A 14,487-nucleotide genomic window follows, 5' to 3' on the forward strand; every position below is an offset into this window, starting at 1 on the left:
TTTCGCCAAAGAAATCTGCGCCACTTCTAAAACGCTCTATAATCCTTTTGTCCCTATTTGTTAAGGGCTTATTCTCCTGTATTTGTTGCTTGAATCTATGTGCCATAGACAGTTTAAGAACCCACTTTGTATATTCTGTATGTTCTTCTTCTGTCCATTCCGATTCAGGCTTTTTGAATTTTATGACATCTGGCTTAAAATTTTTCATAATATATCCGGCATAGTCTGCGACCGGAATTGTTTTAGGTATTTCGTTATTTATAATTATATTTCCTCCACATCTTCTTTTTCCCTGATATTTCCAAATGTTAGTTATTGGTCACAAGGGATTGTTTCCCACTTGAATGAAAATTTCACATCTTCTAAAGTAGGGTTTTTCTTTATTTTTACGAGATTTTTTAGGTATTCATTTAATTCTTTTTTGTTTTTTAGGTAGATTTTAGCTTTAAATTTTTTCATTTTGCCTCCATTAAAAAAGCGTATCACCGGTTTTGCCAGTAATACGCTTCGTTTTGTTGGTTGGTTTGCTACAGAATAATTGTTTTTACAAATTATAGAAAAATGCTAGTTACTTCTGTACAATTCTCACCAAGAAATTCTTCCGCATCAAGAATCTTGCCGTCTCTCCAAATCCTCTCAAGATCGTAGAAAAGTCTGTTTTCCTCATCAAAGATATGGATGATCATATCACCGTAATCCATGAGGACCCAGCTGGAGTTTCTGGTTCCCTCGATCTGTTTTGCTTCATATCCGGCACGGCCAAGCATTTCATCTGCATTGTCAACCATTGCCTGTACCTGATTCTGGTTGGAAGCACTTGCGATCACAAAATAATCTGCGATCACGGAAACCTCATGGATATCAATGATCTTGATATCCTTTGCTTTTTTATCATCCAGTGCCTTGCAGGCGATCCGGACCATCTCTTTTTCGATACTCATAGAATTTTAATCCTCCTGTCTGTTGGCTGCATCCTGCATTTTTCTGTCATGGAGTTCTTTATAATAAACATAAGCATCCCTGGTCGTACTGTCGATTTCCTTGGGATTTTCCTCCAGATATTCCAGTGTATCCTTTAAAATCTCATACATACACTCATCCAGATCTTCAAAAGCAATCTTTCGCACCTTCGCAAGATTCGGAGCTTTGTCACGCATTGGTTCAATATAGTCTGAAATATATACGATCTTCTCAAGAAGGCTCATTCCCGGTCTTCCTGTTGTATGATAAGTGATCGCTGTCAGGATCTCTTCGTCTTTAATATCATATTTACTGCTGGCCACATAAGCCCCCAGTTTGGCATGAAGAAGAAACGGATGATCCTTTTCAAAATCTGATACCGGAATATCATGCTGGCTGCACAGCTTCAGTTTCTTTTTATTAGGAATACACTTTGCACTGTCATGAAGAAGTCCTGCAGCCTGTGCATCCTCCAGATCATAATCATAAACCATGGCAAGCGCAGCACAAGTGTACATAACCCCCATTGTATGCTCAAATCTGGCCTCATCCAGATATTTGGAAAGTTTCTTTTTTATCTTGATAAAATCATATTTTCCCATCTGAATCATTTCCTTTATAGATATCGTTTTTCTCAATATAGGAAATCACAGGCTTGGGAACATAATAGCGGAGACTCTGCCCGCTTTCATGCCAGGAACGGAGCAGCTCACTGGAAACATCAATATTCATGGTATCCAGTCGAATAAAATTCCCGTTATACTTCTGTGACAGAAGTTGCATCTGCTGATCAAGTTCCTTCAATGGAGTATGATCTCTGGTTGCCACTACCAGTACTGCTTCCTGACAAATGCGTTCCGGTTCCATCCAGGTATCAAAATTAAAAAGCGAATCTGCACCGATGATAAAATAATACTCTGTGTCCGGATTCGCTTTATTCAGCTGTTCCAGAGTCCGGTAAGTATACGTATAGCCTTCCTCATGCATCTCGATCAGAGACAGCTCAAAGTGAGGATTATCCTCTATGGCAAGACGGACCATTTCCGCACGCTGTTCATCAGTCGCTCTGCCCTTACGGTTCCGTTTATGAGGTGGATTTCCGCAGGGCATGAACAAAACTTTATCAAGCTCAAGCTGTTCATAGGCTTTTTCTCCCAGGATCAAATGCCCCATATGAATGGGATCAAAAGTACCACCCATGATTCCTATTTTTTTTGTTGCTTTGCTCATTTATAACCTCCCGAGATTACGGAAGAATGATTTTTTTCTTGTCCTTTTTACCTTCTCTGTAGAGAACGATCTTTTTACCGATCACCTGTACTACCTGAGATCTTGTTCTCTCTGCAAGAACCTGTGCCATTTCACGTGGATCCTCCAGACAGTTCTGAAGAACGCTGATCTTGATCAGCTCTCTTGCTGCAAGAGCTTCCTCAACAGCAGCGGTATTTTCAGGAGTAAGACCACCCTTGCCAAGCTGAAGGATCGGATCCATTGTCATGGCAAGGCCTTTTAAATATGCTCTCTGCTTACTTGTCATTGTCATACCTCTTATTTATAATAATCAAAATCAAAGCCATACATACGAACCGTATCGCCTTCCTGGATACCGGCTTTTTCCAGTTCCTCCAGGATACCGCCCTCTTTCAGGAATTTCTGGAAGAAGGCAAATCCCTTCTCAGAATCCAGATTTGTATAGCCAAGCATTTTTTCAATCTTAGGACCTTCCACAAGGAATACTTCCGGATCTTCCTCGCTGCGCTCCACAGTAAACGGAAGATTTTCATTTACAAGAACATCTTCCGGGAAGAATTCCTGTTCAAACACTACCGGTTTCATCGGGCTCTTATCCAGAAGCTCTTTCACATGGAAAAGGAGTTCTCTGACACCCTGCCCGGTAACGGCTGAAATTGGATAAACCGGAATACCCTGTGGCTCAAATTCTGCTTTCAGTTGATCAATAGGGCTTTCTTCGCCATCATCAAAAATACAGTCAATCTTGTTGGCTGCGATCACCTGCGGTCTTGCTGCAATTTCCGGATTGTAGGCCTCCAGTTCTTTATTGATCTTGTGGATATCCTCCACTGGATCACGACCTTCTACGGAAGCGGCATCTACAATGTGGATGATAACTCGTGTACGCTCAATATGACGGAGGAATTCATGTCCAAGCCCCACACCTTCCGATGCACCTTCGATCAGTCCCGGGATATCAGCGATAACAAAGCCGCCGTTATCAGTATCTACAACGCCAAGATTAGGGCTCAACGTTGTAAAATGATAGTTAGCGATCTTCGGCTGTGCATTTGTCACACGGGAAAGGAAGGTAGATTTACCTACATTCGGAAAGCCTACCAGACCAACATCTGCGATCACTTTAAGCTCAAGGAGAACCTCAAGCTCCTGAGCCGGCTGTCCAGGCTGGGCATATTTCGGTACCTGCATGGTAGCTGTTGCATAGTGCTGATTGCCTTTTCCACCACGACCGCCTTTTAATACGACCTGTCTACGATTCTCACCGGACATATCCGCGATGACCTTGCCGGATTCCGCATCCATGATCACCGTACCTTCCGGAACCTTCAGGACCACATCCTTACCGTCTGCACCATGGCAGCGTTTTTTACCGCCTTCCTGGCCATCCTCAGCTTTATATTTTCTTCTGTGTCTGTAGTCTCCGAGAGTATTCTGGCCCTCGTCGATCTCAAAAATCACATCACCGCCACGGCCACCATCGCCGCCATCCGGCCCGCCATTAGGTACATACAGCTCACGTCGGAAGCTTACATGTCCGTCGCCGCCTTTACCGGAGCGGATAATGATCCTTGCTCTATCTGCAAACATATTACACCTCTATTCCAAAAAAAGGCTCCAAACCGGATCGATTTGAAGCCTTTTACCTATTTCATTACTCTGCGTCTACAGGAACGATAGAAACCTGTTTCTTATCGCGACCTTTTCTTGTGAATCTTACGACTCCGTCTGTAAGTGCAAATAAAGTATAGTCTTTACCGCAGCCTACGTTTTCACCTGGGTGAATCTTGGTTCCGCGCTGTCTGTAAAGAATGTTTCCGGCTTTTACAAACTGTCCGTCTGCTCTTTTCGCACCTAATCTCTTAGACTCGGAATCACGACCGTTCTTTGTAGAACCAACTCCCTTTTTATGTGCGAATAACTGAAGGTTCATCTTCATCATTGTTGTTACACCTCCTTGACTTTTACTGTCAAATATCGATTGTTATAACTACCAGCAATTTCCGTCAGACCGAGAAGTAAGGAATCCATAAGGAGCATCCCCCGTTCAGAAAGATCATTTCTGAAATGAATGGAAACAAATCCATCCTTTTCCTGCACATCAAATTTATCATCTGTGAATTTCTCAAGAGAATTCACCGTGGTAATGATCAGTGCAGATACCGCAGCACAGACAATATCCTGTCCGGCTTCTGCATAACCGGCATGTCCCTTCGAAATAAATTCTTCATAAGATCCGTTTTTCTTTCTGACTTTAATTGTAATCATGATGACACCAGATTAACCGTTAATCTTTTCGATCTTAACTTTGGTGTACTGCTGTCTATGTCCGTTTTTCTTGTGATATCCAGTTTTGCGTTTGTATTTGTAAACGATGACCTTGCGATTCTTACCGTTTTCAACTACAGAAGCGGTAACACTGGCATCTTTTACATCCTCGCCAACCTTTAATCCGTCATTGCTGACTGCGATCACGTTGTCAAATGTTACGGTTTCACCAGCTTCTACACCGAGCTTTTCAACTTTAATTACGTCACCCTCGGCAACCTTGTACTGTTTACCACCTGTTGCAATAATTGCGTACATCTGTGGCACCTCCTAATTATTTACTCGCCAAATTCGGTGGCTCCTGTTCTGAAACTGAAGCTCTTTAACCTCTTTGTGCGGCATACTCAATTATCATAACAGTGACATACTGTTATGTCAATAGTTTTTTTGATATTTTTATTATTTTTTTGTAAGCTCACGAATGTCCTCGATCACCGGACGTCTTACTTTCTTTCTGGTCATTTCCAGGATATGCAATGGTGTGATATCAATGGCCCTGCTCTTTATCGGATCCTTTCTGAGAAGCTTCTGTAAAACATGAAAGAGTTCATCTCTGTGATCCGGATTTTCCATGTTGATAAAATCGATCAGGATAATACCTGAAAGATTACGCAGCCGCAACTGCCGGCCGATCTCCGCTGCCGCTTCCAGATTGATCTTACGGAAGGTTTCTTCCATTTTCTTCTTTCCGATATATTTTCCACTGTTTACATCAATGGATACAAAGGCCTCCGTCTGCTGGATCACCAGAAATCCGCCGCTGTTCAACCATACTTTTTCTTTCTGGATCGCATCCAGTGCGGTTTCCACGCGATACAGCTTATAAAGCGGAAGAAGTTTGTCCTGATAAAAACGAAGCTTTTCTTTAAGCTCCGGGCTGATCTCTTCCAGATATCCTAGGATCATTTCTCTGATTTCCGGCACATCGGTAATGATCTCATCCAAGTCACGACCATAAGCATCCCTTACAGCAGCCACATAAAATGGTTCTGTCTCCAGTACAAGACTGAAACAGGTACGGTTCCGTCCCTGAACTACGGCTTTATGGTAGCGGCCCTTCAGCCACTCCAGTTCCTTCAGGATCTCTTCTTTGGAAGCGTCTGCGGCATTGGTCCGGACAATGATACCGAATTCCTTATCCGGACGCTCTGCTTCCTCTTTCAGCCATCCGCTGAGGCGATGGCGATCTTCCAGTGCCAGCTTGGAAGACAGACCAAACTTTTTATCTCCTGTAGTGAGAACAAGATATCTTCCCGTAAAATTCAGATTGGATGTCAGTGCCGGAAGTTTTCCCTTCATGGCATCCCTGCTCACCTGTACCAGGAGCTCATCTCCAGGCCGCAATGGTCCGTTTCCTTTTCTTCCTGCGGAAAAAACAGCTCTCTGTGCCTCTGCAAGAGAATAGTAGCATCTCTTTCCAGGCTCGATCTGCACAAAAGCCGCCTGGATATTGGATGCGATATTTTCGACCTGTCCGGTGTATATATTTCCAAGAATGGATTTTTCCTGATCGGATTCCAGTCGGATCTCAACGATCCGTTCCTCCTCCGAAAGAGCCGCTACTGTACAGGGCACACCATGGATCTCCATTCTTGTTATGATCAGTTTACTCAATTTCCTCACCTAATGATTCCAGAGTCACAAAACGTGGGCTTGCATTTTCTCCTTTATCGGCATACATTTCCAGACGTTTCACTGTGAAGGCAAATTCCGGAAGTTCTTCTCCAATCCAGTGGAAAAAGGTGTTTGTTACCATCTCCGGCTTCGTATAATTAGAGCTTGCAGATGCCAGCATATAAAAGAACCCATTCTCTCTTACTTCCATTTTATAGATATTCGGACGAAGATCGATCTCCTTTTCGCTACGCTTGGTCTGCTTGGTCACTTTGATCTCCGGCTGTGCCAGAAATTCTTTCACACGGCTTTTCCAGTCAATAGAAGGCTCTTTGCCCGGACGGAACTCCACAAGATAATCTGCTGCTGCCACCAGTGCCATCGCTTTACCCGCTTTTCCATCCTCTACCTTGCGGACGCTAACGATATGCATCCCCTCTGCCATCTGTTCCTCCAGACGGGCTGCGATCTCTGCAGTAGGCATATCTTCTGCCATTTCCAGGTCAAAATAATCTCCGAGACTCTCCATCCCCACTCCAAGTGGAACCGCAAAAGACATGATCATATGCGGGCTGTATCCACCGGAAAACGCTACCGGGAGCTCTGCACGACGAAGCGCTTTCTGGAAATAACGCATGGTATCCAGATGTCCCACAAACTTCATAGGACCCTCTTTGCTGAATTTAATTCTTACCTTCAAGGCAGACACCTCCTTTAAATTTCATAGCTCCACATGCAGAACATTTCTGACGGCAGTTTTCCGTCACAACACCCTCTTTTGCACGCTGCCATTCACGCTCCAGGAATCTGCGGCTGACACCGGTATCAATGAAATCCCATGGAAGGATCTCATCCAGGCTTCTTTCACGAAGTGTGTAGAATGTCATATCCACTCCGCATTCAGCCATAGCTTCCTTCCAGATATCATAATCAAAATTTTCTGTCCAAGCATCGTAAAGGGCACCTTTTTCATAAGCCTTCAGGATCACATCCGCGCATCGTCTGTCCCCGCGTGCGAGAAATCCTTCCAGAGCTGTTACATCCGGTTCATGCCAGTTATAACGGATACTTCTCTGATTCAGCTGGGCGCGGACTTCATTTTTAACCACCTTGGCTTTTTCCACAAAATCCTGCTCTGTATACATTGGTGCCCACTGAAATGGGGTAAACGGCTTCGGCACAAAGAAAGATGTGCTGACGTTGATCTGTACCTTGCCTTTACGCTGTTCTTTCGGAACCACCTCATAATAGGTCTCTGCGATCTTCTGTGCCAGATGAGCAATTCCCTTCATATCGTCTTCTGTTTCTGTGGGAAGACCGAGCATAAAGTAAAGCTTCACCTGATTCCAGCCACCCTTGAATGCTTCGCCCGCACCATGGAGGATCACTTCCTCTGTCAGACCTTTGTTGATAACGTCACGAAGTCGCTGAGAACCGGCCTCCGGAGCAAAAGTCAGGCTGCTTTTCTTTACATCCTGCACTTTACTCATAACATCCAGTGCAAACGCATCGATCCTGAGAGATGGTAAGGAAATATTAACAGCCTTTCCATGAAACTCTTCGATCAGGAAGTTCACCAGTTCTTTCAGCTGGGAATAGTCACTGGAGCTTAAGGAACTAAGGGAAATCTCTTCGTGTCCTGTATTTTTCAGCATGATACGCGCCGATTCCTTCAAAGTCTCCACATCACGTTCACGGGTCGGACGATAGATCATACCTGCCTGGCAGAAACGACAGCCTCGAATGCATCCTCTCTGGATCTCAAGAGTTACACGATCCTGTGTTGCCTTAATGTGAGGAACGACCGGTGCCTCCACAGCACGATATTCCTTTTCCATATCAATGATCAGCTGTTTCTGGACCTTCTCAGGAACACCATCCGCCGTCGGTGCAAAGGATGCGATCGTGCCGTCTTCTTTATAGGTAACTTCATAAAGAGATGGAACATAAATTCCAGGGATCTTAGCTGCTGCCAGAAGAAAATCCTTCCTGCTGCCACCAGCCTTTTTATTTGCCTTGTACGCATCAAAAAGTGCATCATAAACCGTTTCACCTTCTCCGATATAAAACATATCAAAAAAAGGTGCCAGCGGCTCCGGATTATACGCACAGGCACCGCCACCGATCACAATAGGAAAATCCTCACCACGGTCTGCACTTTTCAGCGGGATACCACTGAGATCCAGTACCTGGAGGATGTTGGTATAACACATCTCGTACCCGATCGTAATTCCAAGAAAATCAAAATCCCGGATAGGCTCCTGGGATTCCAGTGCAAACAACGGGATCTTCTCCTCCCTCATCACCTTATCCAGATCCGGCCATGGGGAAAAGAGCCGCTCACACCATACGTCCTCGCGCTGGTTGAACATGTTATAGAGGATCATCATGCCCAGGTTTGACATTCCGATCTCGTAGACATCCGGGAAGCACATTGCGAAACGGATATCTACTGCATTTTTATCTTTCATTACGGAGTTGACTTCACCGCCGATATAACGGGCAGCTTTGTCAACCTTCATTAAAATTTCATCACTAAGTGCTAATTTTCTCATTCTTTTCCTTTCAACAATTGTTACTTTCTGCCAAAACAGAGATTTTCCTGATGGTGGCATACCGTATCCTTTTTTCTGAATAAACTTGAAAAATAGTATGCATTTTCCAGGCCGTTTTGACTCAAAAAATGGCACATGGTCACTTATGTTTTTATTTTAGCATATGCCGTTAATTATCTTATTATAATACAGGTCATTTCATAAATTCAAGGGAAATCGTTTGCTTTTTCCAAAGTGCTAAAATTTGTCTTTTTTCATTTCGGAATATTCTAAGTAAAAAATTTTTTCATTTTGTCAAAAATTGATAAAAATGGAGGGATAATAGAATGCAAATCATACATATCAGTAATGTAAGAGTTAAAAGCAGAAATTAAATCCGCTTATAACTGACCAAAAAACGGCCTGTAATGGCTGATGACAGAAAAGAAAAAAGACATGAAAGAAACAACCGAAAAGAAAGAAGGCATCACTTTGGAAGATTACCTGGAATACTGGTACTACAACAATTACCTTCCCACTTCAACCAGCAGCAGTACAGATGCTTACTACCGCTAGATGATTTTTAGTGTTATTGAGCCGAATCTTCCAGCTATGGGGCTGCCCGTGGAAAAGACATATGCGATATTCCTGAATGCACTTTTGGAACGTGTGAGCATAAAAAGCGAAAATACGGCAGCTTCTTTACACCGTTTTCTCCGTATTCTCATAACAAATGGGCTTGGAAACAAAATTGGAAATCTGTGGCTTTTCCTGGATTTGAAAAATTATTCTGCAATTGAGAAAGAATTGATCCTTTATACGCCGGAACAGCTTTCCTGTTTCCTGTCAGCTGCAAAAAATGATACGGCTTCCCATTATCTTGAATTTGCCCTGGCACTTTACTGCGGACTGAAAGCCGGGGAAATCCTGAACCTTAAGTATGACAGTTTTGATCTGAGAGCAGGTACTGTTACCGTAACTGGGATGCATATCAGAAATTATAGTACCAATGAGCATTATGAATCAAAAGCAGGACAAGAAAAATACAGTAACAGAAAGCTCCGTGGTGAAAGTAACTACCGCACCCTACCTGTGCCAGATTTCCTTTTTGATGAAATTAAATGCAGAAAATCTCAGAATGAGCGCATCCATAAAAAATATCCAGGCCTGGCTGAAAAAGATGTTCTTTGTCTTGGACCATACGGAAAGACAAAGACACTTCCAGCATTAAACACCAGATTGAAAAAGATTACGCAGGCTGCAGGCCTGCCTGGTATCACAATGGGAGATCTTCGCTATATGTATCTTGCCAGTCTTATAAAAGAAGAAAAGCATATTAAAAGGATCATGGAGCTCTTTGGTTATACAAACCCCAGCCGGATGCTGACCCTGTGTCAGCAGATTGCGGAACCGCAGGGAGAACTTTCCACTATGAAATTTATATTACCAGTGATGTTTTAAATGGAATAAAAATTATTCAAAAAATATTCCCTGTAGACGGAATCTCCTGGGAGCAGGTAGACATCTGTTTCTTTCCAGCTACGGGGAACAGGTAGAAGACGGTTCGTAGAAACATATTCCCCGATTGCGTGAGAAATGTCATAAACGTCCGGCTCTTTTACAAACACGTAAACTTTCTTGGTGAAATCCGGGCTGTAATGTCCCAGACACTGAGAAATTGTTTTGATATGGACCTGATAATCAGACAGAATTGTCGCATAGGTATTACGGAATTTTCTCCATTCAAGTCTTGGAAATTCACATTGTTGCAGAATCCGATTATAAGCATCTGTATAAAATCTGCGATTATAGCAGCGTCCATCTTTCTGGCAGCAGATATATCCCAGATTCTGAAAGCCTGGATCTTCTGCTTTGCGTTTTTCATACCGCTGCCGTTCCAGCAGAATCTCGTCAAGGACAAAGTCTGCCAGTTCTACCTGCCGGTGGCTCCTCGCTGTTTTCAGCTGGATTTCCTGCGACAATGCTGGCCGCTCTATATGAGAGTTTTCCGGATACAGACTTCTTCCGAGCTGACGTGTCACGGTAAGTTTTTTATTAAGAAAATCAATATCTTCATATTTCAGTCCGATCGCCTCCGATACTCTGAGACCGGCAGTAACGGCAAGAAGCATAGGAAGATAGATCTGTGGTTCCTGTTTCCGGCAGAGATGTAAAAGATGCGCATCCTGTTCTACTGTATATACGTTTGCTTCTGTTTTCGTTTCTTTTTGAAAAAGACCGGATTTCTTTAATTCATAATTGAGACCGCTGTATATGTTTACTGGAAAATAACTCCGTTCCTGTGCATAGCGCAGAGACCCTGATATCATTCCGATGGCGGTACGCTGTACATTTCTTGAAGGAATCTTCCGTAATGCCCGGATCAGGTCTTTTCTCTGCAGACAATCAAGTTTTTGGTGTCCGATCACGGGAAGGATATGATTATTCAAGATGCTGCGATAAGAAGTATAGGTATTATAGGAAATTCGTTTTTCTCCGATCATATGATGATAAAACCAGTATTCGTAGAATTCCCTGACTGTATAAGAAAAAGGGATGAAAGTTCCCCTGGCAATGTGCATCAGTGCAAGATCCCTTTCCATACGGGCCGTCTGCTTGTCAGATGAGGTTCTCTGTACCGTCCTAACATCACCGGATTCAAAAACCAGTTGAAGACGGAAACAGTATTTTTTCCTGGATGCCAGGTAAACCACATCTCCCAGTGATCGTCCAGAAATAATATTTCCATAGAAAAAGGGTTCTTTTACGGCTGGAAACAATGGATATTTTTTCTTTTGCATAAATAGATTTCTCCTTCTCACCGCTCTGTTCCGGATTCAAAAACAGGATCCAAGGTGTTTCCGATGACTATGCCTATTTCGGGTTCCTCACATGGGAATATACTACAAAATGCCAAAGTCGTATTTAGTTTTGTATGACCGAGAATGGCAGAAATTGTCTCCAGGGAGAATCCCTGTTCCATAAGAAAACGGGCAAACATATAGCGGAGGTCACCCATACAGACTACAGGGAGGCCGGCTTCTATTGCGATCTGTTTTAAAGAAACCCCAAGTGTGTTGTCGGATTTTGTCTTTGCAGCCGGGCCAAGACAGATGCTGGATTTATATTTGGTTTCGGATGGATATTTTTCCAGGATAGAAAGGTTCTTTTTTCTGCGTATGGCAAGTTCCTGGAAAATAAAAGAAGGGATTTTTAAGGTACGGTTTTGTCTGGTTCCGGAAAGCTTTTTGAACTGATAGCCATCTTCTGTATTACGCTGTATGGTATATATACGCTGTATTTTTACTGTACATTCTTTTTTATGGAAATCTGAATATCTAAGCCCAAGAATTTCTCCTTTTTTCAAGCCACAGAAAAGTGCCAGCTGAATCTCCAGATAACTGCTGGAATGTGAAGCTACGTCCAGAAATCTGCGAAGCTGTTCGTTGGAATAAAACGTTACATTTCTCACAGGCTCCGGATAATGTCTGATCTCCTGAAAGTTAATATCCGGAATATAGGAATTATAGTAAGCGAAACGCAGAGCCGTATGAAGAAGCCGGTAAGCGTAATATCCTCCATTGGTACAGACTTTTTGACAGTCTCCCAGAACTTTATTAATATAACCGGTACTGATGCAGTCAAGGAGGATATCTTTGTGAAGATGCGGCAGTATGATCAGTTCTATCACCCATCGATTACGCAACTGGGCACTGGAACTGTTAAAAATCGGTGTATAGACATCTCTGAGCCAGTAATTCAGGTATTCCGAAAAAGTAAACGGCATGTTCCGGGATTTTTTTAACCTGGATATTTGATCCTGGTAAGCATCCATGGACTGCTGGTAACTCTCTAGGGCGTCTTCCTTTGATGAAAAACCGGCACTGCTGCCATATTCAATAGTGCAGATGAGGGAATTCACAGTTTTAGTGAGATGTCTCCAGGTGCCATTTTTTTCCTGAAATACGGGAGTTCTTGTGTGTTCTTGCATTTCTTGTTTTTTCCTTTGTGTGTTATTTCCTTATCGTAAAGATATTTTACATTTTACCATAAACAGATCATGTATCTTTTGCAATCCATATCTAACTCCTCAGTAGTCATTTCTTTCGTATGATTCTGTAATACGTTGCCAGTAGTTCTACCTCGATAAGAATAGATGAATGAATATTCCGGTCAGCAAGTCCATACTATCCAACTATTAGGAAAATGATTGGCAATTATGTAGAATACAAGAAATCTCACAAATGCAAAGCCGACTTACTCCCCACAAAGCGGCTCTGGGCTTGGAATTCACTCAATTCTTATCAATTGTAAACAAGCCAAGCAAACGATATACAAACAAGTGCTTTTGTGTTAATGTTCTCTAAATACAATAAAAGAGTAGAGAACTTATTGATATGCCCCATACCCTTATTCTATTATTTTTGCGTATAATTTTTAAACAACTTTAGAAATTATCATTACATTTGAAAATTTTATTTCATATCCTGCATCAGCAATTCCCATAAGTAACGCTGCCAGAAACGCCGGCGTAAATCCTATGCTTTCAATAAAATTCTGAACATTAAAAATCCTATAGTAGGATTTCCCATTTGGGGCTGTACATATCTCAACTTCATTCAGCAATTCTATTTTTTTTATAACAATCTCAAAATAACTTTTTGATTCAAATATTGGTCTGATTTCTGATTCCAAGAAACTTTTCATTTTTGTAATATCATCCAGGCATATCAAAGAATAATGCTCCATATATTTTTTGAAAAGAAACGGCGTATCAATAACAGAAAGCATATCTTGATACATTTTTCTAAAATATTGCAAAACAAAACTTTTATTTAAATATGGTTGGTTTGTTAAAAATTGTGGGGAATGCTTTTTTTTCATATCATTATATATTTTTTCTATCGCTATGCAATGTTCTTTGAAACTTTTCTCCGCACTTATCCCCTTAGTTCTTTCTATCAGAAAGTAATTTTCATTTCCAATAAACTGAATATGATTCAGTTCATTAAATTTGTTCTTTATTTGATTATAGTTACTAACGATTTGTTCCTTTCCAAAATCATCTCTAAGGCTTATATAAAATTGCTCGATTAAATCTTCCATATCTTTTGGGATAAATCCTTTAATTTTACGTGTTCCATTCCATTCAATACAATATTTTTCAAATATAATACTATACCCCATCCATTGACACAAATCATACATAAACTGGTTTGTACGGTCATCTGATTCATTATAATAATGGTACTCCATGTCATAGGAATAATGGTCACACCAAACTTGCAGATATTCTTTTGCAGATACACGTTTATCATTATACGAAACAAATTGATTCTCAGAAAACTTATCCCATTTATCAATACGCTTTTGGTTGAGATTTTTTGCAAATGCAACTTGCACTGCATGATACTCTGTCAGTTTCGCTGCTCGTAAATCTGCATATTTTACTATTCGATCCCAAATATGCGTGAATTCATGAAATAAAATAACTTTTAAATACTCCATAGGACATTTGGCCTTTAAATATTTTTCATTAATCCTTATTTCAAGTTCACTACTGAAAATTGGAGATACTGCCGCATCACATCCACGCATATTCATAAAAGTTATTTTTTTAATTTCCGGCAATTCGTAAAAGCTAATATATATCTTAAAATTTTCATATTCTTCATAGACCATCTTTCGCAATTCAGTTTCTCTCTTTTTTCGACGCTCTTTAATTTCGCCCTCTGATATCATTATAAAACTTCCTGTAATCATACTTTTTCCTGCCTTTTATTTTATTATCAAAAAATAT

The 14,487-nt window shown here is 41.5% G+C and carries 16 protein-coding genes and 1 pseudogene; 1 reads left to right on the forward strand and 16 read right to left on the reverse strand.

Annotation, left to right across the window (positions count from 1 at the left end):
* The 13 genes and pseudogenes from DMI82_RS20160 to DMI82_RS17690 all read right to left on the reverse strand — a co-directional run.
* Positions 1–208: pseudogene (locus DMI82_RS20160) on the reverse strand (hypothetical protein); the annotation flags it as partial.
* 104 nt (positions 209–312) lie between these two features.
* Entirely contained in the window at positions 313–459 is a 147-nt protein-coding gene (locus DMI82_RS19955) for a hypothetical protein (protein WP_158526511.1), read from the reverse strand.
* 92 nt (positions 460–551) lie between these two features.
* On the reverse strand, positions 552–941 hold the full coding sequence (gene rsfS, locus DMI82_RS17640; RefSeq protein WP_021652066.1) for a ribosome silencing factor: 390 nt from the start codon (positions 939–941) through the stop codon (positions 552–554).
* Between the two features lie 6 nt (positions 942–947).
* Entirely contained in the window at positions 948–1,562 is a 615-nt protein-coding gene (gene yqeK / locus DMI82_RS17645; RefSeq protein WP_015525164.1) for a bis(5'-nucleosyl)-tetraphosphatase (symmetrical) YqeK, read from the reverse strand.
* Positions 1,549–2,190: a nicotinate-nucleotide adenylyltransferase gene (gene nadD, locus DMI82_RS17650; RefSeq protein WP_021652068.1), complete on the reverse strand. Its 642-nt coding sequence runs from the start codon at positions 2,188–2,190 to the stop codon at positions 1,549–1,551. The genes yqeK and nadD overlap by 14 nt, the downstream gene beginning before the upstream one ends.
* Positions 2,191–2,206: 16 nt before the next feature.
* A complete protein-coding gene (yhbY, locus tag DMI82_RS17655) occupies positions 2,207–2,497 on the reverse strand; it encodes a ribosome assembly RNA-binding protein YhbY (RefSeq protein WP_021978046.1) in 291 nt (96 codons plus the stop codon).
* 11 nt (positions 2,498–2,508) lie between these two features.
* Positions 2,509–3,801, reverse strand: coding sequence for a GTPase ObgE (gene obgE, locus DMI82_RS17660; RefSeq protein WP_110104101.1), 1,293 nt, complete (start codon positions 3,799–3,801; stop codon positions 2,509–2,511).
* Between the two features lie 64 nt (positions 3,802–3,865).
* The gene (gene rpmA, locus DMI82_RS17665) at positions 3,866–4,153 is read right to left on the reverse strand and encodes a 50S ribosomal protein L27 (protein ID WP_015525168.1); all 288 of its coding nucleotides are present in this window, start codon (positions 4,151–4,153) and stop codon (positions 3,866–3,868) included.
* 5 nt (positions 4,154–4,158) lie between these two features.
* Positions 4,159–4,479 (reverse strand): ribosomal-processing cysteine protease Prp, encoded by a 321-nt coding sequence (locus DMI82_RS17670; protein ID WP_015525169.1) that lies wholly within the window; start codon positions 4,477–4,479, stop codon positions 4,159–4,161.
* 12 nt (positions 4,480–4,491) lie between these two features.
* On the reverse strand, positions 4,492–4,797 hold the full coding sequence (gene rplU / locus DMI82_RS17675) for a 50S ribosomal protein L21 (RefSeq protein WP_015525170.1): 306 nt from the start codon (positions 4,795–4,797) through the stop codon (positions 4,492–4,494).
* Between the two features lie 141 nt (positions 4,798–4,938).
* A complete protein-coding gene (locus tag DMI82_RS17680) occupies positions 4,939–6,162 on the reverse strand; it encodes a ribonuclease E/G (protein WP_110104102.1) in 1,224 nt (407 codons plus the stop codon).
* Complete coding sequence (locus DMI82_RS17685; RefSeq protein ID WP_334292737.1) at positions 6,146–6,862, reverse strand: TIGR03936 family radical SAM-associated protein; 717 nt, start codon at positions 6,860–6,862, stop codon at positions 6,146–6,148. Before DMI82_RS17685 ends, DMI82_RS17680 begins: the two co-directional genes overlap by 17 nt.
* A complete protein-coding gene (locus DMI82_RS17690; protein WP_110104122.1) occupies positions 6,837–8,708 on the reverse strand; it encodes a TIGR03960 family B12-binding radical SAM protein in 1,872 nt (623 codons plus the stop codon). Before DMI82_RS17690 ends, DMI82_RS17685 begins: the two co-directional genes overlap by 26 nt.
* A 603-nt stretch (positions 8,709–9,311) precedes the next feature.
* Here DMI82_RS17690 and DMI82_RS17695 point away from each other — a divergent pair.
* Positions 9,312–10,148, forward strand: coding sequence for a tyrosine-type recombinase/integrase (locus DMI82_RS17695; protein ID WP_158526512.1), 837 nt, complete (start codon positions 9,312–9,314; stop codon positions 10,146–10,148).
* On the opposite strand, the gene DMI82_RS17700 is transcribed toward DMI82_RS17695, so the two are convergent.
* The 3 genes from DMI82_RS17700 to DMI82_RS17710 all read right to left on the reverse strand — a co-directional run bounded on the left by DMI82_RS17700 (position 10,145) and on the right by DMI82_RS17710 (position 14,450).
* Positions 10,145–11,488, reverse strand: a complete 1,344-nt coding sequence (locus DMI82_RS17700; RefSeq protein ID WP_021652076.1) for a tyrosine-type recombinase/integrase — start codon at positions 11,486–11,488, stop codon at positions 10,145–10,147. The genes DMI82_RS17695 and DMI82_RS17700 overlap by 4 nt on opposite strands.
* Positions 11,489–11,505: 17 nt before the next feature.
* Entirely contained in the window at positions 11,506–12,678 is a 1,173-nt protein-coding gene (locus tag DMI82_RS17705; RefSeq protein WP_110104103.1) for a site-specific integrase, read from the reverse strand.
* A 446-nt stretch (positions 12,679–13,124) separates the two neighbouring features.
* Positions 13,125–14,450: a hypothetical protein gene (locus tag DMI82_RS17710; RefSeq protein WP_129974506.1), complete on the reverse strand. Its 1,326-nt coding sequence runs from the start codon at positions 14,448–14,450 to the stop codon at positions 13,125–13,127.
* Positions 14,451–14,487: the final 37 nt, after the last annotated feature.

Origin of the sequence: Blautia sp. BCRC 81119, assembly GCF_003184505.1 — a bacterium.
GTDB classification, from domain to species: domain Bacteria; phylum Bacillota; class Clostridia; order Lachnospirales; family Lachnospiraceae; genus Blautia_A; species Blautia_A fusiformis.

Excerpts from the sequence above, each read along its gene's own strand:
- DMI82_RS17705 (WP_110104103.1), bottom strand. The coding sequence starts at position 12,678 with ATGCAAGAACACACAAGAACTCCCGTATTTCAGGAAAAAAATGGCACC.
- rplU (WP_015525170.1), bottom strand. The coding sequence starts at position 4,797 with ATGTACGCAATTATTGCAACAGGTGGTAAACAGTACAAGGTTGCCGAG.
- DMI82_RS17690 (WP_110104122.1), bottom strand. The coding sequence starts at position 8,708 with ATGAGAAAATTAGCACTTAGTGATGAAATTTTAATGAAGGTTGACAAA.
- DMI82_RS19955 (WP_158526511.1), bottom strand. The coding sequence starts at position 459 with ATGAAAAAATTTAAAGCTAAAATCTACCTAAAAAACAAAAAAGAATTA.
- rpmA (WP_015525168.1), bottom strand. The coding sequence starts at position 4,153 with ATGATGAAGATGAACCTTCAGTTATTCGCACATAAAAAGGGAGTTGGT.
- yqeK (WP_015525164.1), bottom strand. The coding sequence starts at position 1,562 with ATGGGAAAATATGATTTTATCAAGATAAAAAAGAAACTTTCCAAATAT.
- obgE (WP_110104101.1), bottom strand. The coding sequence starts at position 3,801 with ATGTTTGCAGATAGAGCAAGGATCATTATCCGCTCCGGTAAAGGCGGC.
- DMI82_RS17700 (WP_021652076.1), bottom strand. The coding sequence starts at position 11,488 with ATGCAAAAGAAAAAATATCCATTGTTTCCAGCCGTAAAAGAACCCTTT.
- yhbY (WP_021978046.1), bottom strand. The coding sequence starts at position 2,497 with ATGACAAGTAAGCAGAGAGCATATTTAAAAGGCCTTGCCATGACAATG.
- DMI82_RS17670 (WP_015525169.1), bottom strand. The coding sequence starts at position 4,479 with ATGATTACAATTAAAGTCAGAAAGAAAAACGGATCTTATGAAGAATTT.
- nadD (WP_021652068.1), bottom strand. The coding sequence starts at position 2,190 with ATGAGCAAAGCAACAAAAAAAATAGGAATCATGGGTGGTACTTTTGAT.
- rsfS (WP_021652066.1), bottom strand. The coding sequence starts at position 941 with ATGAGTATCGAAAAAGAGATGGTCCGGATCGCCTGCAAGGCACTGGAT.
- DMI82_RS17710 (WP_129974506.1), bottom strand. The coding sequence starts at position 14,450 with ATGATTACAGGAAGTTTTATAATGATATCAGAGGGCGAAATTAAAGAG.